Origin of the sequence: Pseudomonas sp. TMW22090 (assembly GCF_022496665.1) — a bacterium.
GTDB classification, from domain to species: Bacteria; Pseudomonadota; Gammaproteobacteria; order Pseudomonadales; family Pseudomonadaceae; genus Aquipseudomonas; species Aquipseudomonas gregormendelii.
In genome coordinates this window covers 1-24,144 of the sequence record NZ_SCFH01000012.1, presented here as the reverse complement: position 1 = coordinate 24,144, position 24,144 = coordinate 1, and the positions used below count along the sequence as shown (strand labels likewise).

23 protein-coding genes are annotated in these 24,144 nt (G+C 60.9%); 7 read left to right on the top strand and 16 right to left on the bottom strand.

Annotated features, from left to right (window positions below):
* Nucleotides 1–19: 19 nt before the first annotated feature.
* Nucleotides 20–403, bottom strand: coding sequence for a hypothetical protein (locus EQV97_RS26525; RefSeq protein ID WP_045058177.1), 384 nt, complete (start codon nucleotides 401–403; stop codon nucleotides 20–22).
* A gap of 149 nt (nucleotides 404–552) precedes the next feature.
* Here EQV97_RS26525 and EQV97_RS26520 point away from each other — a divergent pair, with 149 nt between their 5' ends.
* Both EQV97_RS26520 and EQV97_RS26515 read left to right on the top strand, forming a co-directional pair.
* On the top strand, nucleotides 553–750 hold the full coding sequence (locus EQV97_RS26520) for a cation transporter (RefSeq protein WP_240890379.1): 198 nt from the start codon (nucleotides 553–555) through the stop codon (nucleotides 748–750).
* Between the two features lie 93 nt (nucleotides 751–843).
* Nucleotides 844–2,040 (top strand): multidrug effflux MFS transporter, encoded by a 1,197-nt coding sequence (locus tag EQV97_RS26515; protein ID WP_240890378.1) that lies wholly within the window; start codon nucleotides 844–846, stop codon nucleotides 2,038–2,040.
* 8 nt (nucleotides 2,041–2,048) lie between these two features.
* On the opposite strand, the gene EQV97_RS26510 is transcribed toward EQV97_RS26515, so the two are convergent.
* Both EQV97_RS26510 and EQV97_RS26505 read right to left on the bottom strand, forming a co-directional pair.
* A complete protein-coding gene (locus EQV97_RS26510; RefSeq protein WP_163019560.1) occupies nucleotides 2,049–2,216 on the bottom strand; it encodes a hypothetical protein in 168 nt (55 codons plus the stop codon).
* 136 nt (nucleotides 2,217–2,352) lie between these two features.
* Nucleotides 2,353–3,366, bottom strand: a complete 1,014-nt coding sequence (locus EQV97_RS26505; RefSeq protein WP_122841653.1) for a zinc-binding alcohol dehydrogenase family protein — start codon at nucleotides 3,364–3,366, stop codon at nucleotides 2,353–2,355.
* 116 nt (nucleotides 3,367–3,482) lie between these two features.
* Between EQV97_RS26505 and EQV97_RS26500 the strand changes: the two genes are divergently transcribed.
* The gene (locus EQV97_RS26500; protein ID WP_122841654.1) at nucleotides 3,483–4,412 is read left to right on the top strand and encodes a LysR family transcriptional regulator; all 930 of its coding nucleotides are present in this window, start codon (nucleotides 3,483–3,485) and stop codon (nucleotides 4,410–4,412) included.
* Between the two features lie 139 nt (nucleotides 4,413–4,551).
* Here the strand turns inward: EQV97_RS26500 and EQV97_RS26495 are convergent, their stop codons facing one another.
* The 3 genes from EQV97_RS26495 to EQV97_RS26485 all read right to left on the bottom strand — a co-directional run bounded on the left by EQV97_RS26495 (nucleotide 4,552) and on the right by EQV97_RS26485 (nucleotide 7,800).
* Nucleotides 4,552–5,505 (bottom strand): adenosine deaminase, encoded by a 954-nt coding sequence (locus EQV97_RS26495; protein WP_122841655.1) that lies wholly within the window; start codon nucleotides 5,503–5,505, stop codon nucleotides 4,552–4,554.
* 82 nt (nucleotides 5,506–5,587) lie between these two features.
* Nucleotides 5,588–6,553: a 2-oxoglutarate and iron-dependent oxygenase domain-containing protein gene (locus tag EQV97_RS26490; protein WP_122841656.1), complete on the bottom strand. Its 966-nt coding sequence runs from the start codon at nucleotides 6,551–6,553 to the stop codon at nucleotides 5,588–5,590.
* Nucleotides 6,554–6,717: 164 nt separating this feature from the next.
* Entirely contained in the window at nucleotides 6,718–7,800 is a 1,083-nt protein-coding gene (locus EQV97_RS26485) for a BMP family ABC transporter substrate-binding protein (RefSeq protein ID WP_045058184.1), read from the bottom strand.
* Nucleotides 7,801–8,087: 287 nt separating this feature from the next.
* Here EQV97_RS26485 and EQV97_RS26480 point away from each other — a divergent pair, with 287 nt between their 5' ends.
* Entirely contained in the window at nucleotides 8,088–9,179 is a 1,092-nt protein-coding gene (locus EQV97_RS26480; protein WP_240890377.1) for a calcium:proton antiporter, read from the top strand.
* 126 nt (nucleotides 9,180–9,305) lie between these two features.
* Here the strand turns inward: EQV97_RS26480 and EQV97_RS26475 are convergent, their stop codons facing one another.
* The 3 genes from EQV97_RS26475 to EQV97_RS26465 form a co-directional block, all read right to left on the bottom strand.
* Nucleotides 9,306–10,664, bottom strand: coding sequence for an 8-oxoguanine deaminase (locus EQV97_RS26475; RefSeq protein ID WP_122841658.1), 1,359 nt, complete (start codon nucleotides 10,662–10,664; stop codon nucleotides 9,306–9,308).
* A gap of 290 nt (nucleotides 10,665–10,954) precedes the next feature.
* Nucleotides 10,955–11,641: an SDR family oxidoreductase gene (locus tag EQV97_RS26470; RefSeq protein ID WP_122841659.1), complete on the bottom strand. Its 687-nt coding sequence runs from the start codon at nucleotides 11,639–11,641 to the stop codon at nucleotides 10,955–10,957.
* A 25-nt stretch (nucleotides 11,642–11,666) separates the two neighbouring features.
* Nucleotides 11,667–12,017, bottom strand: coding sequence for a MerR family transcriptional regulator (locus tag EQV97_RS26465; protein ID WP_225571125.1), 351 nt, complete (start codon nucleotides 12,015–12,017; stop codon nucleotides 11,667–11,669).
* An 83-nt stretch (nucleotides 12,018–12,100) separates the two neighbouring features.
* On the opposite strand from EQV97_RS26465, the gene EQV97_RS26460 reads away from it, so the two are divergent.
* Entirely contained in the window at nucleotides 12,101–12,532 is a 432-nt protein-coding gene (locus tag EQV97_RS26460) for a hypothetical protein (protein ID WP_240890376.1), read from the top strand.
* Nucleotides 12,533–12,605: 73 nt separating this feature from the next.
* Here the strand turns inward: EQV97_RS26460 and EQV97_RS26455 are convergent, their stop codons facing one another.
* The 7 genes from EQV97_RS26455 to EQV97_RS26425 all read right to left on the bottom strand — a co-directional run bounded on the left by EQV97_RS26455 (nucleotide 12,606) and on the right by EQV97_RS26425 (nucleotide 20,657).
* Nucleotides 12,606–13,532 carry an ABC transporter permease gene (locus tag EQV97_RS26455; RefSeq protein WP_240890375.1) on the bottom strand — a complete coding sequence of 309 codons (927 nt, stop codon included), beginning with the start codon at nucleotides 13,530–13,532 and terminating at the stop codon, nucleotides 12,606–12,608.
* Nucleotides 13,532–14,638, bottom strand: coding sequence for an ABC transporter permease (locus EQV97_RS26450; RefSeq protein ID WP_240890374.1), 1,107 nt, complete (start codon nucleotides 14,636–14,638; stop codon nucleotides 13,532–13,534). Before EQV97_RS26450 ends, EQV97_RS26455 begins: the two co-directional genes overlap by 1 nt.
* Before the next feature lie 11 nt (nucleotides 14,639–14,649).
* Entirely contained in the window at nucleotides 14,650–16,215 is a 1,566-nt protein-coding gene (locus EQV97_RS26445; RefSeq protein ID WP_225571126.1) for an ABC transporter ATP-binding protein, read from the bottom strand.
* A 665-nt stretch (nucleotides 16,216–16,880) separates the two neighbouring features.
* Nucleotides 16,881–17,462: a YigZ family protein gene (locus EQV97_RS26440; RefSeq protein WP_240890373.1), complete on the bottom strand. Its 582-nt coding sequence runs from the start codon at nucleotides 17,460–17,462 to the stop codon at nucleotides 16,881–16,883.
* A gap of 21 nt (nucleotides 17,463–17,483) precedes the next feature.
* Nucleotides 17,484–18,134: a TetR/AcrR family transcriptional regulator gene (locus tag EQV97_RS26435; RefSeq protein ID WP_240890372.1), complete on the bottom strand. Its 651-nt coding sequence runs from the start codon at nucleotides 18,132–18,134 to the stop codon at nucleotides 17,484–17,486.
* An 87-nt stretch (nucleotides 18,135–18,221) separates the two neighbouring features.
* Entirely contained in the window at nucleotides 18,222–19,616 is a 1,395-nt protein-coding gene (locus tag EQV97_RS26430; protein ID WP_240890371.1) for a nucleobase:cation symporter-2 family protein, read from the bottom strand.
* A 120-nt stretch (nucleotides 19,617–19,736) separates the two neighbouring features.
* Nucleotides 19,737–20,657 carry a LysR family transcriptional regulator gene (locus tag EQV97_RS26425; RefSeq protein WP_045058195.1) on the bottom strand — a complete coding sequence of 307 codons (921 nt, stop codon included), beginning with the start codon at nucleotides 20,655–20,657 and terminating at the stop codon, nucleotides 19,737–19,739.
* A gap of 139 nt (nucleotides 20,658–20,796) precedes the next feature.
* On the opposite strand from EQV97_RS26425, the gene EQV97_RS26420 reads away from it, so the two are divergent.
* A complete protein-coding gene (locus tag EQV97_RS26420; RefSeq protein ID WP_122841668.1) occupies nucleotides 20,797–22,146 on the top strand; it encodes an aspartate aminotransferase family protein in 1,350 nt (449 codons plus the stop codon).
* Between the two features lie 208 nt (nucleotides 22,147–22,354).
* The gene (locus EQV97_RS26415; RefSeq protein WP_122841669.1) at nucleotides 22,355–23,848 is read left to right on the top strand and encodes a CoA-acylating methylmalonate-semialdehyde dehydrogenase; all 1,494 of its coding nucleotides are present in this window, start codon (nucleotides 22,355–22,357) and stop codon (nucleotides 23,846–23,848) included.
* The last annotated feature ends 296 nt before the right edge of the window (nucleotides 23,849–24,144 follow it).

Sequence of the window (24,144 nt, the reverse complement as noted above, 5' to 3'; positions counted from 1 at the left end):
TTGATCCGATCTGTGGCGCTCAGTAGTTCAACGCCGCAGGCTTGAGGTACATCCCTTCCTGCGACATCGCAATCCGGAATTTCAACACATCCCCGGCCTTGAGCGTGATGGTTTGCGAACCCGGCGCGAGCATCCCCGGATTGCACCCCGGGGCCTGGCCCGGCAGCAGTTTCAGGCGCAGGGAGACATTGCCCGGCGGCAAGTTGAATGACGTGCTTTGCTCCTGGAACAGCCGAGCGGACAGCTGGTCTTGCAGGTACACGCCAATTTCGCAATTGGTCGACACTTCCAGGCGCTCGCGGGAAATGATCAGCACCCCGTAGTCCTCCCCGGCAGCGTTGGCCGAAGGCAGGGCCGCGAAGAGGCCAAGGAAGCCAAACAGGCTGAGAGCTGACCAGCGCATGGCTGAATCTCCTGATGTTGAAGTCATTGATACTCGCAGCTTGGCCGAGCTCGACGGCGATTGCCAGCCCGGCCGTTCACTTCAGAACTTGACCTTGCCATGGTGGCAAGCTCGAGACTGGTGTCAATCCCATCAACAGGAGTCATCCCATGCAAGTGTTCACTGTTCAAGGCATGTCCTGCGGCCATTGCGTAAAAGCCATTACCCATGCGCTTCAAGCCAGGGACCCGGCCGCCAGCGTGCGAGTCGATCTGGGCGCCAGGGAAGTTGGCGTCGAGAGCAGCCTGTCGGCTGAAGAGGTGCTCGCCGCCATCACTGAAGAAGGATATGAAGCAAAGCTCGCCTGAAGTCTTTATTAGTTAGCGACCTATCGGAATGTTCAAGGCGTCCATCCCCGGCTAGACTGTTGGGCTGCTGACTTCTGTCCAACTGGATGCCTGATGAACTTTCGTACCATTTTAATCCTCGGCGCCCTCAGTGCATTTGCGCCGCTGGCGATTGATTTTTACCTGCCGGCCTTTCCCGCAATGGCGCTGGCTTTCGGCACCGACGAGCAACACGTTCAAGTGACGCTGGCGGCCTATTTTCTGGGGCTGTCGATTGGTCAATTAGTCTACGGGCCGATTGCCGATCGCTTCGGCCGGCGGGTGCCATTGCTCACCGGCGTGGTATTGTTCACCGTCGCTTCACTGGCCTGCGCTTTTGCGCCGAACCTCGACTGGCTGATCGGCGCGCGCTTCGTCCAGGCGCTGGGCGGTTGCGCAGGGATGGTGATCTCGCGGGCAATCGTCAGCGATAAATGCGATGCGGTGGGCTCGGCCAAGGTCTTTTCCCAGCTGATGCTGGTGATGGGGCTGGCACCTATCCTTGCGCCAATGCTGGGCGGGTTGCTGGTCAATACCACAGGCTGGCAGTCGATCTTCCTGGTGCTGACCGGCTTCAGTGCGCTGGCGGCGGTAGCCGTGGCGCTGGGGTTGCCGGAAAGCATGCCGGCCGACATGCCACGCCAACCATTATCTGGCTCGTTGCGGCAGTACGGCCGGTTGCTCGCGGACCGGGTATTCCTGGGTCACGCCCTGACGGGCGGTATCGCCATCGCCGGGATGTTTGCCTACATCGCCGGCTCGCCTTTTGTGTTCATCAAGCTGTATGGCGTGCCGGCCGAGCATTTTGGCTGGTTGTTCGGCACCAATGCGGCAGGTTTCATTCTGGTGGCCCAAGTCAACGCCCGGTTGCTGGCCAAGCGTGGGCCGGCATTCCTGCTGGCTCGTGCGGTATGGGTTTACCTGGCGGCAGGCCTGGCGCTGCTCGCCGTGAGTGCGCTGCACACCGAGAAACTGTGGCCGCTGCTGATTCCGTTGTTCATCTGTATCGCCAGCCTGGGGTGCATCCTGCCCAACGCGTCAGCCTGCGCGATGAACGGCCAAGGCGCCCGTGCCGGCAGTGCGTCGGCACTGCTTGGTTGCCTGCAATTCAGCGTCGCCGCCGGGGCTGCGTCACTGGTGGGGATTTTGTACGACGGCACGGCCATGCCGATGGCCATGGTCATCAGCCTGTGCGGGGCTTTGGTGGTGAGCGTCGCAATGCTCACCCGACGTTTGCAGAATACCCGGGCGCTGGTGCAGGCCCAGGTTTGAGGGCGTGCTCAGCCAGCAGCGCGCTGCTGGTCGGGAAAACGGTGAGGCGCCTGCAGCCGCGCTTCCAGGGTTCGGGTAAAGGCGCGCGCTTCGGCTTCGCTGCGGAATGTCACGGCATGTTGGTCCAGGCGGACCTGCCACTGGGAACGGGCCACTTCTTTTATCAGGATCTTCATTGCTGACCTCCTATAAGTAAAAGATTTGCCTTGCAGAGGCCTCGATTGTAGTCCCGATCCAGCGCGTAATTGTGACAAAGGTCAACTCTCTGACTGACGGTGTCGGCCCTGTGCGCACGACACCGTCACCTCTGTTCTAGAAGCCTTCCAGGACAATCTTGCCTTTGGCCTTGCCGCTCTCCAGCAACTCATGGGCGCGTCGCAGGTTCGCCGCGTTGATGGTGCCGAAGTGTTCGCCCACCGTGGTTTTCAGCGTCCCGGCGTCGATCAGCTCGGCCACGCGGTTCAACAGTGTGTGTTGTTCGATCATGTCGGCGGTTTCGAACAGCGAGCGGGTGTACATGAACTCCCAGTGCAGCGACAGGCTCTTGCGCTTGAGTTTGGTGATGTCCAGTGCCTTCGGATCGTCGATCAGCGCCAGTTTTCCTTGCGGCGCCAAGGCCTCGACCAGTTGATCCAGATGCTGGTCAGTCTGGGTCAGGCTGGCAACGTGGGTCACCTGTTCCACGCCCGCGCGCTTGAGTGCTTCGCTGAGCGGCTGGCTGTGATCGATCACCAGGTCTGCGCCCAGCTCACGTACCCAGGCTTGGGTTTGCGGACGCGACGCAGTGCCTATGACCTGAAGGCCGGTCAACTGGCTGGCCAGTTGGGTGAGGATCGAACCGACGCCCCCGGCCGCGCCAACGATCAACAGGCTCTGGCCCTCCGCAGCTTGGCCTTCGCGCACTTGCAGGCGCTCGAACAGCAGTTCCCATGCGGTGATCGCGGTCAGTGGCAGGGCCGCAGCTTCGGCAAAGCCCAGGGTTTTCGGCATGTGGCCGACGATGCGCTCATCGACCACGTGCATTTCGCTGTTGCCGCCCGCACGGGCGATGGAGCCGGCGTAGAACACCTTGTCGCCGGCCTTGAACAGTGTCACTTCGCTGCCGACCGCCTTGACCACGCCCGCCACGTCCCAACCCAGGACCTTTGCCTCGCCGTCTTGTGGCTGGACGTTCTGCCGGACCTTGGTGTCCACCGGGTTGACCGAAATCGCTTTGACTTCGACCAACAGGTCTCGAGGGCCGGCGACGGGGTCCGGCAGCTCGATGTCTTGCAGGGCGTTGTTGTCGCTGATCGGCAGGGACGCGTAGTAGGCAATGGCTTTCATGGAGCACTCCAGGAGTCGGGATGATTTCGATGGGCAGATGATTAGCTATTTCTACCGAAGATAAAACCCGCTAAAAGAGCAGTCTCTTTCAATATTTTTTTGATAATAGGCCGCACATGCTGCGTTTTGATGACCTGCAATTATTCGTCCGGGCTGCCGACCTGGGGAGCCTGTCGGCGGCCGCCCGGGGCATGGACATGTCAGCCGCCGTGGCCAGCGCGGCGTTGAAGCGCATCGAACACCAGCTCGGCGCGCGTCTGCTGGCCCGTTCAACCCGCAGCCTGCGCCTGACCGCCGAGGGCGAAGGTTTCCTCGAATACGCCCGCGCGGCGTTGAGCAATATAGAAGAAGGGCGCCGCCTGCTGGCCAGTGGGCAGGATCAGGTCAGCGGAGTGTTGCAGCTGTCGGCACCATCGGACTTCGGCCGCAATGTATTGCTGCCCTGGCTGGACGACTTTCAGCGCGAGCACCCCAAGCTCACGGTGCGCCTGCTGCTGGGGGACCGCATTGCCGACCTGTTCCGCCAGCCGGTGGATATCGCCTTGCGCTACGGTGAACCGGAGGACTCAAGCCTGGTGGCGCTGCCCATTGCCCCGCATAACCGCCGCGTGCTGTGTGCAGCGCCGAGCTACCTGGCCCGCCATGGCGAGCCGCGGCATCTCGAGCAACTGGCCCAGCACAATTGCCTGCTATACATGCTTGGCAGCCGTGTTCACGACCATTGGAGTTTCCAGGACGGCAAACGCGAAGTCGGCCTGACAGTCAGCGGTGATCGCTTCAGTGACGATGCCGACGTGGTGCGTTTGTGGGCCGTGGCGGGGGCAGGCATTGCCTATAAATCCTGGCTGGATGTTGCTGCAGATGTCCTGGCTGGCCGCTTGAAGATCCTCATGCCGGAACTGACGGGCGAGCGCGCTTCTCTGAATTTGTTGTGCGCTCATCGCGCACAATTGAGTAAGCCTGTGAACCTTTTACGGGAAATGCTCGCCAGTCGATGCGCACAATTGAGCAGGCAATTACCCGGTTTATCAGAGGCAAGGCACTAATCGCCCGAATAGAGAGAAATGTCCTCCAGCAGCTACCCCCCGAAGCTTGGGAGCCGCTGTTCATGCAATCACAAACCCTGTTCCCACAGGTATGAACACCGGTGGGAGCAAGGCTTGCCCGCGATGGCGGTGCCGGGTGTTACGGCTTGACCAGCCGCGCATCCAGGCTGTTCTGCGCCAGCCGCCTGGCCTGATCCTGGGTCATGCCCAAATGGGTGTGCAGGGCATGGAAGTTCTCCGTCACATAGCCGCCGAAGTACGCCGGGTCATCGGAGTTCACCGTGACCTTCACTCCGCGCTCCAGCATGTCCAGGATGTTGTGCTGGGACATGTGATCGAACACGCAAAGCTTGGTGTTGGACAGCGGGCAGACGGTCAGCGGAATCTGCTCGTCAATGATTCGCTGCATCAGCCGCTCGTCTTCGATAGCGCGCACGCCATGGTCGATGCGCTGGATTTTCAGCAGGTCGATGGCTTCCCAGATGTACTCCGGCGGACCTTCCTCGCCCGCGTGGGCGACGGTCAGGAAACCTTCGTGGCGAGCCCGGTCGAACACTCGTTGAAACTTGCTCGGCGGGTGACCCATCTCCGAGCTGTCCAGGCCTACCGCGACAAACGCATCGCGAAACGGCAGGGCTTGATCCAGGGTTTTCTGCGCCTCATCTTCGCTCAGGTGGCGCAGGAAACTCAGGATCAAGCCACTGGTGATGCCCAGTTGCTGCTCGCCATCTTTCAACGCGGCGGCGATGCCATTGAGCACCACTTCAAAAGGAATGCCACGATCGGTGTGGGTTTGCGGATCGAAGAACGGTTCGGTGTGAATCACGTTCTGCGCCTTGCAGCGCAAGAGGTAAGCCCAGGTCAGGTCGTAGAAATCCTGGGAGGTGCGCAACACGTCAGCGCCCTGGTAATACAGGTCCAGAAACTCTTGCAGGTTGTTGAAGGCGTACGCCTTGCGCAGGGTTTCCACATCGCTCCACGGCAGGGCGATCTTGTTGCGTTCGGCCAGGGCGAACAGCAGCTCGGGCTCCAGCGAACCCTCGAGGTGCAGGTGCAGTTCTGCCTTGGGCAGGGCGTTCAGCCAGTCGTACATATTCTTTTCTCATCAGGTGCAGATGACGAGCATTCTACAGATGCTCGCCGCCACAATTGGTAAAACCTGACCAGGTGGTTCATCACCCTGCCTGGGGCTCGCGGCGATAGGCATAGGTGTCGGCGAATCGCGAGAGCAGAAACTCGGCGCAGGTGGTGGCCGGATACTTCGCCGGATGGTGCTCGTCCTGGCAGCCGGGCAGGCATTCAATCCGGGTGTCGGGGTGTGGTTCGGCGAAGAATGGCATCGAGTAACGGTCCACGCCCAGCGGGCTGATCACCCGGTGGGGCGTCGACAGATAACGGTCGTTGCTCCAGCGCGCCATCATGTCGCCGAGGTTGACCACGAAGGTACCTTCGATGGGTGGTGCGTCGATCCACTCGCCCTTGACGTTACGCACCTGCAGGCCGCCGGCGGCATCCTGGTACAGCAGGGTGATGCAGCCGTAATCGGTATGGGCGCCGGCACCTTGTTGTTCTTCCGAGCTGGCGGTATGGCGGGGCGGATAATGAATCATGCGCAGCACGCTGACGGGCTCGCTGAAGCGCGAGTCGAAGAAATCGGAATCGATGTCCAGCGCCAGGGTCATGGCCCTCAGCAAGGTCTGGGCAAGGGCCTGCATGTCGAGGTAATGCCGCTCCATCAGGGCTTCCCAGCCGGGTATCGACGGGTGGCGATTGGGACCTCGCAGCGGTTTTTCGTCCAGCACTTCGGGGTGGTCGGCTGGCAAGTGCAGGCCCATGTCGAAGGTTTCTTTCAGGTCGCTGGGTTTCGACGGGTCGAGTTGTTCCGTGGCTATCGCGCCATAACCCCGGTGGTGGCGGGTCTGGGTGATGTCGATCTGCAATTTTGTCGCGCTGGGCTGGGCGAAGAAATCCTTGGCCTGGGCGAGTACTTCTTCGATGCGCGCCGAACTGATCGGGTGACCCTTGATATAGAAAAAGCCCCATTCGCGGCAGGCACGGTCGATTTCCATGGCGACTGATTGCCAGGCAGCCTGGTTGTCGCTGTAGAGGGGGGCGATGTCGATGATGGGAAGGCTGTTCATGCGATTGTCCTGAGAGTGCGCCGTGTGTGGAACATCGGAGAAATATCGTGGGAACGAGCCTGTTCGCGATGAGGCCAGGGCATTCAGCATGGGTGTTGAATGCAGTGGCGCCATCGCGAGCAGGCTCGCTCCCACAGGAAGGCCAGTGGTTCAACCCAGGCGAGTTACTTCGGTATGTCAGCCTTCATGCCTTCCACGTAGTAATTCATCGAGGCCAGTTCGGCATTGGTCGCCGTCACGCCCGCCGGGATTTTCTCGGCACCGGCCTGGTCCTTGATCGGCCCGGTAAACGGGTGGAACGCGCCGCTCTTGATATCTGCAATGATCTGCTCGGCCTGGGCTTTCACCGGCGCGGGCACCAGGTCGCTGATTGGCAGTTCAACAGTACCTTCCTTCAGGCCGCCCCAGTAATCCTGGGACTTCCACGAGTGATCCAGCACGCTCTGCGTCGCCTGGATGTAGTGCGGGGCCCAGTCGTTGACGATAGAAGTCAGCACGGCTTTGGGACCGAAATGTGCCATGTCCGAAGCGTAGCCCACGGCATACACGCCGCGACGTTCGGCAGCCTGGATCGGTGCCGGGCTGTCGGTGTGCTGGAACACCACGTCCACGCCCTGATCGATCAGCGCATTGGCGGCGTCGGCTTCCTTGCCCGGATCGAACCAGGAATTGACCCACACCACCTTGATCTCGGTGCCAGGGTTGTACTTGTTCAGTGCCAGCTGGATGGCGTTGATGTCGCGGATCACTTCCGGGATCGGGAAGGACGCGACGTAGCCGATTTTTTTGCTCTTGGTCATTTTGGCCGCGAGGAAGCCGCCGACATAGCGCCCCTCATAAGTGCGCGCCAGGTACGTGCCGAGGTTCTTGTCCTGCTTGTAGCCCGTGGCATGTTCGAAGGTCACTTTGGGAAATTGCTTTGCCACCTTCAGGGTCGGGTTCATGTAGCCGAAGGACGTGCTGAAGATCAGGTCGTATTTGTCCTTGGCCATGTTGCGGATCACCCGTTCGGCGTCGGCGCCTTCGGGGACGTTTTCGACATAGTTGGTGGTGATCTGGTCGCCGAATTTTTCGGCCAGTGCCTTGCGTCCCTGTTCATGCTGATACGTCCAGCCGTGGTCACCGATCGGGCCGATGTAGACGAAACCGACTTTCAGCGGTTCGGCGGCCGTGGCGGTCAGGCTGGCGCTCAAACCGATGGCTGCGGCGACGGCGCAAAGCAGTTTCTTCAACGGGCGGTTGTGCATGAATTGAAACTCCATGTTGTTGTGAGGTTGGCAGTGGGCAATGCAAATTGCTGACCAACAGGACAACAAAATCAAAAGATCGCAGCCTTCGGCAGCTCCTGCATGGTCTGCATTGTTCTGCAGGAGCCGCCGAAGGCTGCGATCTTTTGATTCACCAGGACCAACCCGGTGCACGTGACCGAACCTGCGCCATCCGCTGGTGCGCTAAGGTGTAACGAAACGTTAGCGCCGCACCGTAGTCAGTAGCTCATCACATCAACTGCGCTTCATTCGGTAAAAGGCCTGCAATGCTCACACTCCTCAAGCAAGAAAAGTTTCTGCTGCTGGCCCTGATCGCCGCATTTGTCGCTTATCCACTGGAACACTGGCTGCTCAACAGTGGCCAGGCGGTAGCGCTGATCGGTGGACTGGTGCTGATCGCATTCATCGTCGTTGCTTCCATGCGAGTCGCGCATCACGCCGAGTTGCTCGCGGAAAAAGTCGGCGATCCCTACGGGACCATGATCCTGACGCTGGCCGCCGTGCTGGTGGAAGTGGTGATCCTGGCGATCATGATGAGCAACGAAGCCTCGCCTACGTTGGTGCGTGACACGATCTACTCGGCGGTCATGCTCGACATCAACGGCATCCTCGGCCTGGCTGCGTTGATGGGCGGGATCAAGCACGGCGAGCAGTCCTATAACGACGATTCGGCGCGCAGCTACAGCGTGATGATCCTGACCGCCATGGGCGTGTCGATGGTGGTTCCGGAGTTTATTCCCGAGGCCAACTGGAAGATTTATTCGGGCTTCACCATTGGCGCGATGGTGGTGCTGTATGCGTTATTCCTGCGCATGCAGGTCGGGCCGCACAGTTACTTTTTCAGCTACAGCTACCCGGAAAAACGCCGTCGCAAGGAGCCGGCAGAAGCAGAACCCGCGCCTGTAAGCCTGGTCGTTTCCGTCGGTACGCTGGTGTTTGGGGTGGTAGTGATTGGCGCGCTGGCCGAGGTGATGTCCAAGACCCTGGACCTGGGCCTTGAAGGAACCGGAGCACCGCCAGTGATCACGGCAATCCTGGTGGCGGCGATTTCCGCCGCGCCGGAGATCCTGACCGCACTGCGGGCGGCACTGGCCAATCGCATGCAGTCGGTGGTCAACATCGCGATGGGCGCGTCGTTGTCCACGGTAATCCTCACCGTACCGGTGATGGAGGCCATGGCACTCTACACCGGCCAGCCATTCCAGATGGCGATGACCCCGGTGCAGACGGTGATGATCTTCCTCACGCTGATCGTCAGCGCGATCAACCTCAACGATGGCGAGACCAATGCCATCGAAGGAATGACGCACTTTGTGCTGTTCGCGACGTTCATCATGTTGTCGCTGCTGGGCCTTTGAGACTCACAGCAATCAATTGAGGGAGTGGGCCTGCTCGCGCTAGCAATGTTTCAGACCCTTTTGATGTCGGCTGAAAAACCGCCCATCGCGAGCAGGCTCGCTCCCACAGTTTTGATCGGTGTGATGTCAGGTGCCGGCAATCAACTGCCGGGCGGCCTGGCTGTGATCCGCTATCAAGCCCTTCAGGTCCAGCCCTTCCACCTGCCCGTCAATCACCCGCCATTTGCCGCCGATCATCACCCGATCCGCGCGATCCGCGCCGCATAGCAGCAGGGCCGACACCGGATCATGGCTGCCGGAGAAACGCAGTTCATCCAGCTTGAACAGCGCCAGGTCGGCCTGCTTGCCCACCGCCAGTTCGCCGATGTCGGTACGTCCCAGCAACCCCGCCGAACCCTTAGTCGCCCAGCCCAGCACCAGTTCCGGCGTGATTTTCTCGGCACCGTAGCGCAGGCGCTGAATGTAAAGGGCCTGGCGGGTTTCCAGCATCATGTTCGACGCATCATTGGAGGCCGAGCCGTCCACACCCAGGCCGAGCAATGCGCCGGCAGCGGTCAGATCCAGGGTTGGGCAAATGCCTGAGGCCAGGCGCATGTTTGAGCTCGGGCAATGACAGATCCCGGTGCCTGCCGCGCCCAGGCGGGCGATTTCATCCGGGTTGAAGTGAATGCCATGGGCCAGCCAGGTGCGCGGGCCGAGCCAGCCGACACTGTCCAGATAGTCGACGGTACGCAGGCCGAAGCGCTGCAGGCAGAAGTCTTCTTCGTCCAGGGTCTCGGCCAGGTGGGTGTGCAGACGCACGTCGAGTTTGTTCGCCAGTTCGGCGCTGGCGGACATGATCTGCGGCGTCACCGAAAACGGCGAGCAGGGCGCCAGGGCGATCTGGATTTGCGCGCCGTCGCCGCGTTCGTGGTAAGCGGCGATCAGTCGCTGGCTGTCGTCGAGTATCACTTCGCCTTGCTGTACGGTCTGTTGCGGCGGCAAGCCACCGTCTTTTTCCCCAAGGCTCATGGAACCGCGGGTGAGCATCGCGCGCATGCCCAGTTCACGCACGCTCTCGACTTGCACGTCGATGGCGTTTTCCAGTCCTTCGGGGAACAGGTAGTGGTGATCCGCAGCCGTGGTGCAACCGGACAGCAGTAATTCGGCGAGGGCCACTTTGCTGGCTAAAGCGAGTTTTTCCGGAGTGAGGCGTGCCCATACCGGATACAGGGTTTTCAGCCACGGAAACAGCGGTTGGTTGACCACCGGCGCCCAGGCGCGGGTCAGGGTTTGGTAGAAGTGGTGGTGGGTGTTGATCAGCCCAGGCAGGATCACATGTTCGCGGGCATCGAAGACTTGATCGCAGGGGGTGGCCGGCTGCTGGCCAGCGCCGAGCACTTCGACGATCACACCGTCTTGCACCACCAGGCCACCACGGGCGTCGAGCTCATTGGCAGTGAAAATGGCGAGGGGATTTTTTAACCAGGTACGGGTCGCAGGCATGTTGGCCGGCTCCTCTGAAAGTTGGGTTCAGGTTAGCCAGCTCAGTGATTACCCTGTCTGCTGATCCAGGGTCGCCGCGGGGACGAGGTGCGCAGTTTCAAACAAAACCGCTTGGCGAGCAAGCCCGGCCCGACCGGACGCTGGCGCTCACCCCGCGTGGGCCTGCGCGCACCCTTTGCAGGAGCCAGCTTGCTGGCGATGCAGGCGCCTCGGTGTTTCAGCAATGCCGAGCAAAGGCCATCCCCGGCAAGCCGGCTCCTGAAGAGCCGGCCGGTGGCTAAAGGAAGTGCTTACCAGGGAATGGTTTCGCCTTTGTAGTTAACGAAATGATGCCCACCCTTGCCGGCGTACGCATTGACCTGATCCACCAGCCCGCGGGTGCTGGTCTGCACGTCGATGTCGGCCCCTTCGCCGCCCATGTCAGTTTTCACCCAGCCCGGATGCAGCGACAACACCGTGAGTTTCTGCTCGCCCAATTGCGTGACAAAGCTGTTGGTCATGGAGTTGAGCGCGGCTTTACTGGCTTTGTACAAGGCCAGCTCAGGCGCGTCCGGCATGGTCACGCTGCCCAGCACCGAACTCATGAACGCCAGCACGCCGCTGTCGGGCTGGATCTGTGCGGCAAATCGTTGCGCCAGGTTGATCGGTGCCACCGCGTTGGTGAAGAACAGTTGCCCGACTTCGGCCAGCGTAGCGCCACCGGGCGTTTGCACGTCCGGTCCCTTGACCCCGGCGTTGACGAACAACAGATCGAACAGTTCACCCTTGAGCTTCTGGCTCAGGGCAATCACGGCTTGCTGATCGTCCATGTCGAGTTTTTCAATGCGCACATTGCCCAAGGCCTGCAAGGCTTCGGCGTTCTGCGGGTTGCGCACGGTGGCGGTGACCTGCCAGCCATCGGCCAGCAGGGTTTTCACCAGGCCTAGCCCGAGACCCCGGGAGGCGCCGATGATGAGTGCGGTTTTTGCCTTGGACATGAGTGGCTTCCTTGATGAATGAGGATCACGGATTTAATGGACAACGCTGGCCGAGTCGTTGCTGCAACTGGTGACGCAATTCGCCCAGTTCTACCATGCGCGCCTCGATCAGTTTGAGCTTGTCTTGGAGCAATTGAGTGACTGCACTGTCCGGATTGGGCGACTGCCACAGGGCAGCGACGCTGTCGCCGATCTCACCGAGGGTAAAGCCCAGTCGTTGGGCCGTTTTGATGTATTGCACCAGTTGCACCATTTCCACCGGGTAGTCGCGGTAGCCATTGGCGCTGCGTTGCGCGGCGATCAGTCCGCGCTGTTCGTAGAACCGCAGCGTGTCGCGGCTGACCGAGCTGGCCTGGGCTAGTTCACCGATGCGCATACCGGGCTCTCGAGAAGGGCTTGACCCTTGAGCATACTCCAGGCTTTAGCCTTGTTGCTCCCTGAATTTATGGAGCAATGACGATGTGGACTTCCACTCAGTATCGGCGGTTGGTGCGCGGCAGTGCCTGGTATGACCTGATCGTGATGGCGGCCTTCGTGACCCCCTGGAGTTTCGCCGCGCTGCATGGGCTGCTCGCGGCTGTCATGCAGGCGCTGGACCTGCCTGGGGAGCTGCCGGTGTTTGCGCCGGTGCACATGTTGATGGCGAACCTTTTGGGGTCGATTGTCTGTGTGTGGTCGGTGCTGCGGATTCGTGATCCGCAGCAGGTGTATGGCCGGTATGACGCGGCGGGGCGGTTTTTGTTTGCGGCCTGGCAGCTCAATGCCTTGCTGCAGGGGGGAAGCTCGTTGCTGGTGGTGTTCCTGGTGTTTGAATTGGCGTGGGGCATTGTTCAGGTGTTGCCTGTGAAGGCCCCATCGCGGGCAAGCCCGCTTCCACAATGGCCGAGTTGAACTCGATATTATCGGTCGGCACCGAACTCTGTAGGAGCGGGCTTGCCCGCGATGAGGGCCTGACAGGCACCCCCTAACGCCCAGCCTGCCAAGGCTGCCCCAACGACACCGGCGCATACAACCGTGTGCGCACCGCATCCCGGGACAGCAGCACCAGCACCACGATGGTCGCGACATACGGCAGCATCGCCAGCAGGCTCGACGGAATCGCCAGCCCCAACCCCTGCGCCACCAGGTGCAGGATGCTGGCGAGACCGAACAGATAGGCGCCCAGCAACAGGCGCCACACCCTCCAGCTGGCAAACACCACCAGCGCCAGGGCAATCCAGCCGCGTCCGGCGCTCATGTTTTCGGCCCACATCGGCGTGTAGGCCAGGGACAGGTAAGCCCCGGCCAGCCCGGCCATCGCCCCACCGAACAACACGGCCAGGGTGCGCACCCCCAGCACCGGCAAGCCCATGGCGCTGGCCGCGTCGGGATTTTCGCCGACCGCCTGGATGATCAGCCCAACGCGACTTTTCAAAATCACCCACGCCACCACGCCAAACAACGCAAACGACAGGTACACCAGCAGGTCCTGAGCGAACAGCATGCGCCCGATCAGTGGAATCTCGCTGAGATACGCAATCGCCACCGGCTCGAATCCGGCCAGGGGTTTACCCACCCACGCCGCGCCGACAAAGGTCGACAGGCCCACGCCGAATATCGTCAGCGCCAGCCCGGTGGCTACCTGGTTGGCGTTGAAAACCAGAGCGACCAGGGCGAACAGTGATGACAGCAGCATCCCGGCGAGCATCGCCAGCACCACACCGAGCCACAGGTTGCCGCTATTGAGTGCGACGATAAAACCGATCACCGCGCCGAACAGCATCATCCCTTCCTGGCCCAGGTTGAGTACGCCGCTCTTCTCGCAGATCAGCTCGCCCAGCGCCACCAGCAGCAACGGCGTGCCACAGCGGATCATGGCGTAGAAAATATTGCTCAGCAGGTCGATGTCCATCACAGGGCTCCAGCGTGTGCGGCGGTGGCTGGGGCGCGACGGGCCCAGCGCAGGTTCAGGCGCGGTCGGTAGAGAATCAGCACATCACTGGCGAGCAGGAAAAACAGCATCATCCCCTGGAACAGCTGGGTGATCGCCTGCGGCAGATTCATGCTCATTTGTGCGCTCTCGCCGCCGATGTACAGCAGGGCCATCAGCAGGCTGGCAAACAGAATGCCCAGCGGATTCAGGCGCCCGAGAAAAGCCACGGTGATCGCCGCGTAGCCGTACCCCGGCGAGACCTGCGGCACCAGTTGGCCGATCGGCCCGGTGACTTCGCAAACGCCAGCCAGCCCGGCCAAGCCGCCGCTGATCAACAGTGCCAACCAGATCAGACGCTTCTCACGAAAGCCGACAAAACCGGCCGCGCGGGTGTCCAGCCCGAGGACTTTTATCTGGAAGCCGACGAAGCTTTTTTGCAGCAGCACCCACACGGTCACCAAGGCCAGCAGGGCAAAGTACACACCGGCGTGAACCCGGCCGTCCTCCATCAACAGCGGCAGGCGGCTGGCGTCGCCAAACATCGCCGACTCGGGGAAATTGAAGCCTGCCGGGTCCTTGAGCGGCCCGTGCACGCAGAACAGCAACAGGTTGAGGGCGATGTAGTTGAGCATGATACTGGTGAGGATTTCGTTGGCGTTGAAGCGCGTGCGCAGCCACGCCGTCAGCCCGGCCCAGGCGGCACCCGCCAGGGAGCCGGTCAGCAGGATCAGCACCAGTGCCCAACGACTCTGCATATCAATGATGTTCACCGCCAGGGCACTGCCGGCCAACGCGCCGAGGAGCAGTTGACCTTCGGCGCCGATGTTCCAGATCCGCGCCTGGTACGCCACTGCCAGGCCCAGGGCGCACAGCAGGATTGGCAGCGCTTTGACCAGCAATTCGGAGACCCCATACAAATCGCTCACGGGGGCGATCAGCAGCGTGTGCAGGGTCAGGAGCGGGTCATGCCCCAGTGCGATAAACAACAACGAGCCGCAGGCCAGCGTGAGGACTGCCGCCAGCAACGGCGAGCACCACAACATCAGGCGCGATTGGCGGCCACGGGGTTCGAGAGAAAGCAGCATGAAAGACTCCGTTAAACCGTCGCCGGTGCGGGTGAGCAGGAAGCGTCGAACTGGCCAGCCATCCAGCCGCCGACATCGATCAGGCGAGTGTCGACGGTGGCCCTCAGGGGCGACAGTCGACCACCGCACAGTGCGCCGAGGCGGTCGCTGATCTGGAACAATTCGTCGAGATCCTCGGAGATCACCAGGATCGCTGCGCCGGCATCGCGCAAGGTGATCAGCGCCCGGTGGATAACCGCCGCCGCACCCACGTCGACGCCCCAGGTCGGGTGTGCAGCCACCAGCAGCTTTGGTTGCTGGAGGATTTCCCGGCCGAGGATGAATTTTTGCAGGTTGCCGCCGGACAGGCTGCGCGCCGGGGTCTGGGTATCGGGTGTCTTGACGCCGAAGCGGCGAATGATCTCTTCAGCCAGGGCCTTGACCTTGCTGCGCTGGATCAGGCCCTTGCTCACCAGGCCCTGCTGGAAGGCGGTCAGCAGGGCATTGTCGGCCAGGCTCAGGTCCGGCACTGCGCCATGGCCCAGGCGCTCGGCGGGGACAAAGGCCAGGCCGAGTTGACGGCGCGCATCGGGGCGCAGGTGGGCGACAGGTTTTGTGCTGAAACGGATGATGTTGCGGTCTCTGTAGGGCAGGCGTTTTTCACCGCTGAGCAAGGCCAGCAATTCATCCTGGCCATTACCCGCAACCCCGGCGATGCCGACGATTTCACCGCAGCGCACAGCCAGGTCGAGGTCTTTGAGCGAGCAGCCAAACGGGTCCGGGTTGGCCCATGACAGGGCGCTCACGTCCAGGAAAACCTCGCCACCTTGCGCTTTCGGATATTCGGTCATCAGCTCGGCAGCTTCGCCGACCATCAGCCGCGCGAGTTGCGGGTCCGAGCATTGCGCCGGAACGCAATGCCCGGCCACTCGACCGCCGCGCAATACCGTGGCGCTGTGGCACAGGGCGCGAACTTCGCCGAGCTTGTGGCTGATAAACAGAATGCTGCAACCTTCGGCTGCCAGTCGGCGCAAGGTTACGAACAAATCGTCGGCTTCCTGGGGCGTCAGCACTGAAGTCGGTTCGTCGAGAATCAGCAGTTTGATGTCCTGCATCAGGCAGCGAATGATCTCCACCCGCTGGCGCTCGCCGATCGACAGGCTGTGAACCAGTCGTTCCGGTTCCAGGGCCATGCCATAACGGCGCGACACTTCACGAATTTTCGGTTCGAGCTGTTTCGGCGTGCCGGCGGCGGCGCCCATTGCCAGGGCAATGTTCTGCGCCACGCTCAGGGTTTCAAACAGCGAGAAGTGCTGGAACACCATGCCGATCCCCAGCTCGCGAGCCTGCCCCGGGTTACGCATGAGCACCGGCTGCCCCTGCCAGATCATTTCCCCGGCGTCGGCCTGGGTGACGCCATAGATGATCTTCATCAGGGTGCTTTTGCCAGCACCGTTTTCACCCAGCAAGGCGTGGATCTCGCCAGGTGCGATGGTCAGGTCGATGGCGTCGTTGGCCAGGCAACCGGGGTAGCGCTTGGTGATTCTGCGCAGTTGCAGACGCGGTGTTCGATCAGGGATCGGCGCTTGGATAGACATGACAGGCTCGGTCGATTGAAGTTATGCCTGTGGATAAAGCAATTTCCTGGCCATTGAGTCAGGAAAATTCAAATAATCCTGAATCACAGGCCGTGGAGCCAATGCCCGGTCGGCAGCGCCTGCCGATCCGGGCACCAACAAGGGGCAGAGCCCTTGATGACGCTGTGATTTCGCGCATGAACATTTGGTTAAAAATCGATCAGTCGGCCGCAACCCATGCAGGATCTGGGGTCGCGACAGGAGTGAACGGGTTATCCACAGATTGCTCCACAGTATTTGTGCGCAAGCGCGAACACCGGGCATAAGTACTGCCTTGCTTTCTTCTAAAGGACATAAACAGGGCTAACTGATTGTTTTCACGAGAATTTGCGGGTTTTGTCAGCAGCATTGAACGAAAAATGAACAAAGGCCGCAAAGCCGCATGACAGAAGGGTTACAGCCGTATGTGCTCAGGTTATCCACAGGCGGGTGCACAGCAGATGTGGGCAATTAGTGGTCGTCGGGAAATTGGGTGATGCCCTAAAAGATCGCAGCCTTCGGCAGCTCCTACGGGATCGGGGTACACATTGGATTGCGGCGCCACGCAAATCCGCAGGCCCCGGCTTGCCGGCTGCTACAAGGTGACGCTTTACGTAGAAGCTGCCAAAGGCTGCGATCTTTTGATCTTAGCGCTCCAACACTATCCGCCCACGACTCAGATCCGCCAACAACGACTGCAGCGCATCGATCTGATGCTCACCCACCGCCAGCTGCAAATCGACCCCATTGCCGGTAAACGTCTCCTGCACCACCAGCCCGCCCAATTCCGCCACCCGAATCTTTACCAAGGCCAGCTCGGCGAAGGCGCACGCGCAGTTCATGGGCACGCGGCTGATCAGTTCGATTTTTGCCGCCGCCTGCAGGCACTTGTTGGCGCCACCGCCGTAAGCCCGGGCGAGGCCGCCGGTGCCGAGTTGAATGCCGCCGTACCAGCGAATCACCAGGACTACCACCTGATCACAATCCTGGGCATCGATTGCCGCCAGAATCGGCCGGCCTGCCGTGCCGCCGGGTTCGCCGTCGTCGGTGCTGCGGTACTGATCGCCGAGCTTCCACGCCCAGCAGTTGTGCGTGGCGTTCAGGTCGCTGTGCTGCTCGATAAACGTCTGGGCGTCTGCCGGGCTGCTGATGGGAGCGGCCAGGGTGATGAAGCGGCTTTTGCGAATCTCTTCGCGATACTCGCAAAGGTCGCTGAGGGTATAAGGCATAGTGATCTTAAGTGGGGTGTCTTAAAGAGCAGGCTTCACGCCGCAGCCCTTGAGGATGATGCGGATCAAGTTGTTGCCGGCGTCTTCCATGTCCTGCCTGGTCAACTTGCTCCGGCCGGTTACGCGGCAGATCTGGGTGGCGAAGTCAGCGTAGTGCTGGGTGCTGCCCCACAGCAGGAAGATCAGGTTGACCGGATCCACCGGGTCCATTTTTCCGGCGTCGATCCACGCCTGGAACACCGCCGCCCGTCCCTGGAACCAGGCGCGATAATCCTGGTTGAAATACTCGGTCAGGCACTCGCCGCCACTGATCACTTCCATCGCGAAAATCCGCGATGCCTGGGGCTGGCGCCGGGAGAATTCCATCTTGGCGCGGATATACCGCGTCAGTGCTTCAGCGGGATCGTCTTCGGCTGTCAGGGTGTTGAAAGTGCTGTCCCACAACTCGATGATGTTACTCAGCACCGCCACGTACAAACCCAGTTTGTTGGTGAAGTAATAATGCAGGTTCGCCTTGGGCAAGCCGGCATTCAGGGCGATGGTGTTCATGCTCGTGCCTTTGAACCCGTGACGGGCGAACTCGTCTTCGGCGGCCTTGATGATCGCCTCTTCGTTCTTCTGACGAATGCGGCTGGCGGGTTTGCCGCCGTGAGCAGGGACTTCAAAGGTCATAGTCACTTCCGAACAGGTAGGTGGGTGCAGCCAGAGCGTTGATAGCGCACCCACGGGTATCCGACAAGTCCTGTCTTGATAAAAGCCTTACAGCTGCTTGATTGGCTCGCTCTTGGGCAGGGCCGCGTCTGCCTGTGCGGCGGATGTCGCTTCCGGCAGCAACAGGCACATCAGGATGGCGGTAAGGCCGCCGCTGGTGATGGCCGAGTCGAACAGGTTTTGTACCAGTTTTGGCATCAGGTGCAACAGGTTGGGCTGCGCGGCAATGCCCAGGCCCACGCCGAAGGAAGTGGCAATGATCAACATGCTGCGCCGGTCCAGCGGTGCCTGGGCGAGAATGCGCACGCCCGCTGCCGCGACGCTGCCGAACATCACCAGGGTCGCGCCACCGAGCACCGGTTTGGGGATTTGCTGCAGCACTGCACCAATCAACGGAAACAGACCCAGACAAAACAACAGGGCGCCGATGTACAACCCGACGTAGCGGCTGGCTACGCCGGTCAACTGGATCACGCCGTTGTTCTGAGCGAACGTGGTGTTAGGGAATGCGCTGAACGTCGCGGCAATCAGGCAGCTCACGCCATCGCCCAGGACACCGCCCTTGAGCCTGTTGATGTAGGACGGCCCGCTGATCGGCTGGCGCGCGAGCATGCAGTTGGCCGTCAGGTCGCCAACGGTTTCGATGGTGCTGATCAGATAGATCAGGGCGACAGGCAGGAACGCGGTCCAGTCGAAGCTGAAGCCGAACTTGAAAGGAAGGGGCAGGCTGACCAGGGGCAGGTCGGGCAAGGGCTGCGGCACCAGTTTGCCACTGAACCATGCCGCGAGGCTGCCCAGCACCAGGCCAATGATGATTGCCGACAGCCGGACCCAGGGTGTGTTCGAACGGTTGAGCAGGATGATCGTCAACAACACGAATACTCCCAGGGCCAGATTGCCCGGGGCGCCGAAGTCTGTGGCATTGAAACCGCCACCCAGGTCAGTGATGCCGACCTTGATCAGACTGATGCCGATCAGCGTGATCACGATACCGGTGACCAGCGGCGTGACCACACGGCGCAATTGGCCGATGAAGCGGCTCAGGATCACCTGGACCACCGCGCCGAAGAAACACACGCCGAAGATCATGGCGAGGATGTCCTCCGGGCTGCCGCCCCGTTGCTTGACCAGAAACCCGGCGGACAACACCGCCCCCAAAAAAGCAAAACTGGTGCCCTGCAGGCAGATCATCCCGGCGCCTATGCCGAAAGGCCGGCGAGCCTGGATGAAGGTCCCAACGCCAGACACCATCAGCGCCATGCTGATCAGGTACGGCAAATGGGCCATCAAGCCCAGGGCCGAGCCAATGACCAGCGGCGGCGTAATGATGCCGACGAAACTGGCGAGCACGTGTTGCAAGGCGGCGAGGATCGCGGCCAGGGGTCGCGGGCGGTCGTTGAGGCCGTAGATCAGGTCGCTGGGGTTGGAGGATTCTGGCTGCATGGACAAAGTTCTTCTTGAACGGGTGACGGTAGTGTCGTCCTGCAAAAAGCTGTCCAAGTGCTCAGGTTATTTTCCTTCAGGTTCTCTCCAGCCCTTTGATTACGGTGCCTCAATGGATTTTTACCGGGTCGCGGCAAGGCTCTCCAGAAAGCTTTCCAGCACCAAATGGGGGCGACGGCCCTTGCGGGTGACCGATGCGAGGCTCAGGTCATAAAACCGCGCCTTGGGTTTTAGCGCGCGCAGGCGGCCTTGCTGCACCCAGAGGCTGGCGTAATGGTCCGGGAGATACCCGATAAAGCGCCCGGTAAGGATCAGGAACGCCATGCCTTCACGGTCCGAGGCACTGGCGGTGCAATTGAGCGCCTGGTAGTGCGCCTGGATATCGGCGGGCAGGCGGAAGGTTGGGGCGATGGCGTCCTGGCTGTTGAGGCGCTCATCGTCGAGCTGCTTGTCGTCGACATAAAACAGCGGATGACCCACCGCGCAGTAGAGCAGCGAGCGTTCGTCGTAGAGCGGCTGATATTCCAGCCCCGACAATGCGCTGGCCTGGGGCACGACGCCGACATGCAGGCGACCGTCGAGCACGCCTTGTTCGACTTCGTTGGGGGCGATCATGCGGATCTGGATCTGCACGTCGGGCCCGCGCTCCTTCAATTGGGCGAGGGCGTGGGTAATGCGCATGTGGGGCAGGGTGACCAGGTTATCGGTCAGGCCGATCGTCAATTCGCCGCGCAGATGCTGGTGCAGACCATTGACCTCGGTGCGAAAACTTTCCAGTGCACTCAATAGCTGCAACGCCGACTGGTATACCTCGCGGCCTTCCTCGGTCAGGGAAAAACCGGCGCGACCGCGTTGGCACAGGCGCAAGCCCAGGCGCTGCTCCAGATCGCTCATCTGCTGGCTGATCGCCGAGCGACCGATGCCCAGCACCGACTCGGCAGCGGAGAACCCGCCGCACTCGACCACGCTGCGAAAGATCCGCAGCAGGCGGATATCAAAGTCGCTGACTTGCGCCAGCGGATCGGGGCGGCGTGTGCTCATGGGCGAATGGCTCAAAGTTTAGTAAGGGGCTGACTGAACATTAGAAAAGTTGGATTTCACAGACTTTATCTCCGTGGCAATTTAGCTGCAAGAACGCTTTTGATCTCTATGCCGCTTATTGCCCTGCGAGGTTTTGCACATGAACATGCCCGAAAACGCCCGGTCGCCGCTGGCCAGCCAGCTCAAGCTGGACGCGCACTGGATGCCGTACACCGCCAATCGCAACTTTCAACGTGATCCACGCCTGATCGTTGCCGCCGAAGGCAGCTGGCTGACCGACGACAAGGGCCGCAAGGTGTATGACTCGCTGTCGGGTCTCTGGACCTGTGGCGCCGGGCACACTCGCAAGGAAATCCAGGAAGCGGTCTCCAGGCAGTTGGGCACCCTCGACTACTCGCCAGGCTTCCAGTACGGCCACCCGCTGTCGTTCCAGCTGGCAGAGAAAATCACCGACCTGACGCCGGGCAACCTGAACCATGTGTTCTTTACCGACTCGGGTTCGGAGTGTGCCGATACTGCAGTGAAGATGGTCCGTGCCTACTGGCGTCTCAAAGGCCAGGCCACCAAGACCAAGATGATCGGCCGCGCTCGCGGCTATCACGGGGTGAACATTGCCGGCACCAGCCTTGGTGGAGTGAATGGCAACCGCAAGATGTTCGGTCAGGCGATGATGGACGTCGATCATCTGCCGCACACGCTGCTGGCCAGCAATGCCTACTCCCGTGGCATGCCGAAGGAGGGCGGTATCGCCCTGGCGGATGAACTGCTCAAGCTGATCGAACTGCATGACGCTTCGAACATTGCCGCCGTATTTGTCGAGCCAATGGCCGGTTCTGCCGGCGTGCTGGTGCCGCCTGAGGGTTACCTGAAGCGCCTGCGCGAGATCTGCGACCAGCACAACATCCTGCTGGTGTTCGACGAAGTGATCACCGGTTTCGGCCGCACCGGTTCGATGTTCGGTGCCGAAAGCTTCGGTGTGACCCCGGACCTGATGTGTATTGCCAAGCAAGTCACCAACGGTGCGATCCCGATGGGTGCAGTCATTGCCAGTTCCGAGATCTACCAGACCTTCATGAACCAGGCGACGCCTGAGTACGCGGTGGAATTCCCCCACGGCTACACCTATTCCGCGCACCCGGTGGCTTGCGCTGCCGGCCTGGCCGCGCTCGACCTGCTGCAAAAGGAAAACCTGGTGCAAAGCGTGGCGGACGTCGCGCCGCATTTTGAAAGCGCGCTGCACGGCCTCAAGGGCTCCAAGAACATCATCGACATTCGTAACTACGGCCTGGCCGGTGCGATCCAGATTGCCCCACGTGATGGCGATGCGATCGTGCGACCGTTCGAAGCGGGCATGGCGTTGTGGAAAGCCGGGTTCTACGTGCGCTTCGGCGGCGACACCCTGCAGTTCGGCCCAACGTTCAACAGCAAGCCGCAGGACCTCGATCGCTTGTTCGACGCGGTCGGCGAAGTGCTGAACAAAATCGATTGATCGACTCTGTACCTGAATTGATTGGCCCACTACTTGGGACTGATTGACCGAACACTTGTAGGCGCGAGCTTGCTAGCGATGAACCAGAGGGCGCCACAGTCATAAAGGCAGCCACGTCATCGTTAGCCTCCATCGCTAGCAAGCTAGCACCTACATATATAAGCAGGCGTTCCCAAGACGCCCGCGAACACATTTTCTGGAGCCCCGCATGAGCCTTATCCCGCATTTGATCAATGGTGAACTGGTGACCGATAACGGTCGCACTGCCGACGTGTTCAACCCGTCTACCGGTCAGCCCATCCACAAAGTGCCATTGGCCAGCCGCGAAACCATTCAACAAGCCATCGACGCGGCCAAGGCGGCGTTCCCGGCCTGGCGCAATACGCCACCGGCCAAACGTGCCCAGGTGATGTTCCGCTTCAAGCAACTGCTGGAGCAGAACGAAGCGCGCATCTCCCAGCTGATCAGCGAAGAGCATGGCAAGACCCTGGAAGACGCCGCGGGCGAACTGAAGCGTGGCATCGAGAACGTGGAGTTCGCCTGTGCCGCTCCGGAAATCCTCAAGGGCGAATACAGCCGTAACGTCGGCCCGAACATCGATGCCTGGTCGGACTTCCAGCCGCTGGGTGTAGTGGCGGGTATCACCCCGTTCAACTTCCCTGCGATGGTGCCGTTGTGGATGTACCCGCTGGCGATCGTCTGCGGTAACTGCTTCATCCTCAAGCCGTCCGAGCGTGATCCGAGTTCCACGCTGCTGATCGCTCAGCTGTTGCTCGAAGCCGGTCTGCCCAAAGGCGTGATGAGCGTGGTGCATGGCGACAAGTCCGCAGTGGACGCGTTGATCGAGGCGCCTGAGGTCAAGGCGCTGAGTTTTGTCGGCTCGACGCCGATTGCCGAATACATCTATGCCGAAGGCACCAAGCGTGGCAAGCGCGTGCAAGCACTGGGCGGCGCCAAGAACCACGCGGTACTGATGCCGGATGCCGACCTGGACAATGCGGTCAGCGCACTGATGGGCGCGGCCTATGGTTCCTGTGGCGAGCGTTGCATGGCGATTTCGGTGGCCGTCTGCGTGGGCGACCAGGTTGCCGATGCGCTGGTCGACAAGCTGGTGCCGCAGATCAAGGCGCTGAAGATTGGCGCGGGCACTTCCTGCGGCCTGGACATGGGGCCACTGGTGACCGGCCAGGCACGGGACAAGGTCAGCGGTTATGTCGATGACGGCGTTGCCGCTGGCGCGAAGCTGGTGGTGGATGGTCGTGGCCTGAGCGTATCCGGTCATGAAGAAGGCTTCTTCCTGGGCGGTTGCCTGTTCGATCACGTCACCCCAGAGATGCGCATCTATAAAGAAGAGATCTTCGGGCCGGTGTTGTGCGTAGTCCGGGTCAACAGCCTGGAAGAAGCCATGCAGTTGATCAACGATCACGAGTATGGCAACGGTACTTGCATCTTCACCCGTGATGGCGAAGCGGCGCGGTTGTTCTGCGACGAGATTGAAGTCGGCATGGTTGGCGTTAACGTGCCGCTGCCGGTACCCGTGGCGTATCACAGCTTTGGCGGCTGGAAGCGTTCGCTGTTCGGCGACCTGCATGCCTACGGTCCGGATGGTGTGCGCTTCTATACTCGCCGCAAGGCGATTACCCAGCGCTGGCCACAACGGGCGAGCCATGAGGCATCGCAGTTCGCATTCCCTAGCTTGTAAGCAGGGGACAAAGGCCGGCCCATTGGGCCGGCCTTTGTGTTTTCGGGGCTTTTTTGACTGATATGACAGTTTTGTGAAAACAGCGCTTGACGGCAGATTTCAGATGTCTATAATTCGCCCCACTTCCGGCGCAGTCGAAACGGAAAACTCCTTGGTAAACAATGAGTTGCGCAGTTTTGACGGTCAGCTGCTTCAGGTCATCGAAGCGCAAAAGAAGTTGAAAAAGAGGTGTTGACAGCAGCGTGTAACGCTGTAGAATTCGCCTCCCGCTAACGAGAGATCGAAAGCGCAAGTGG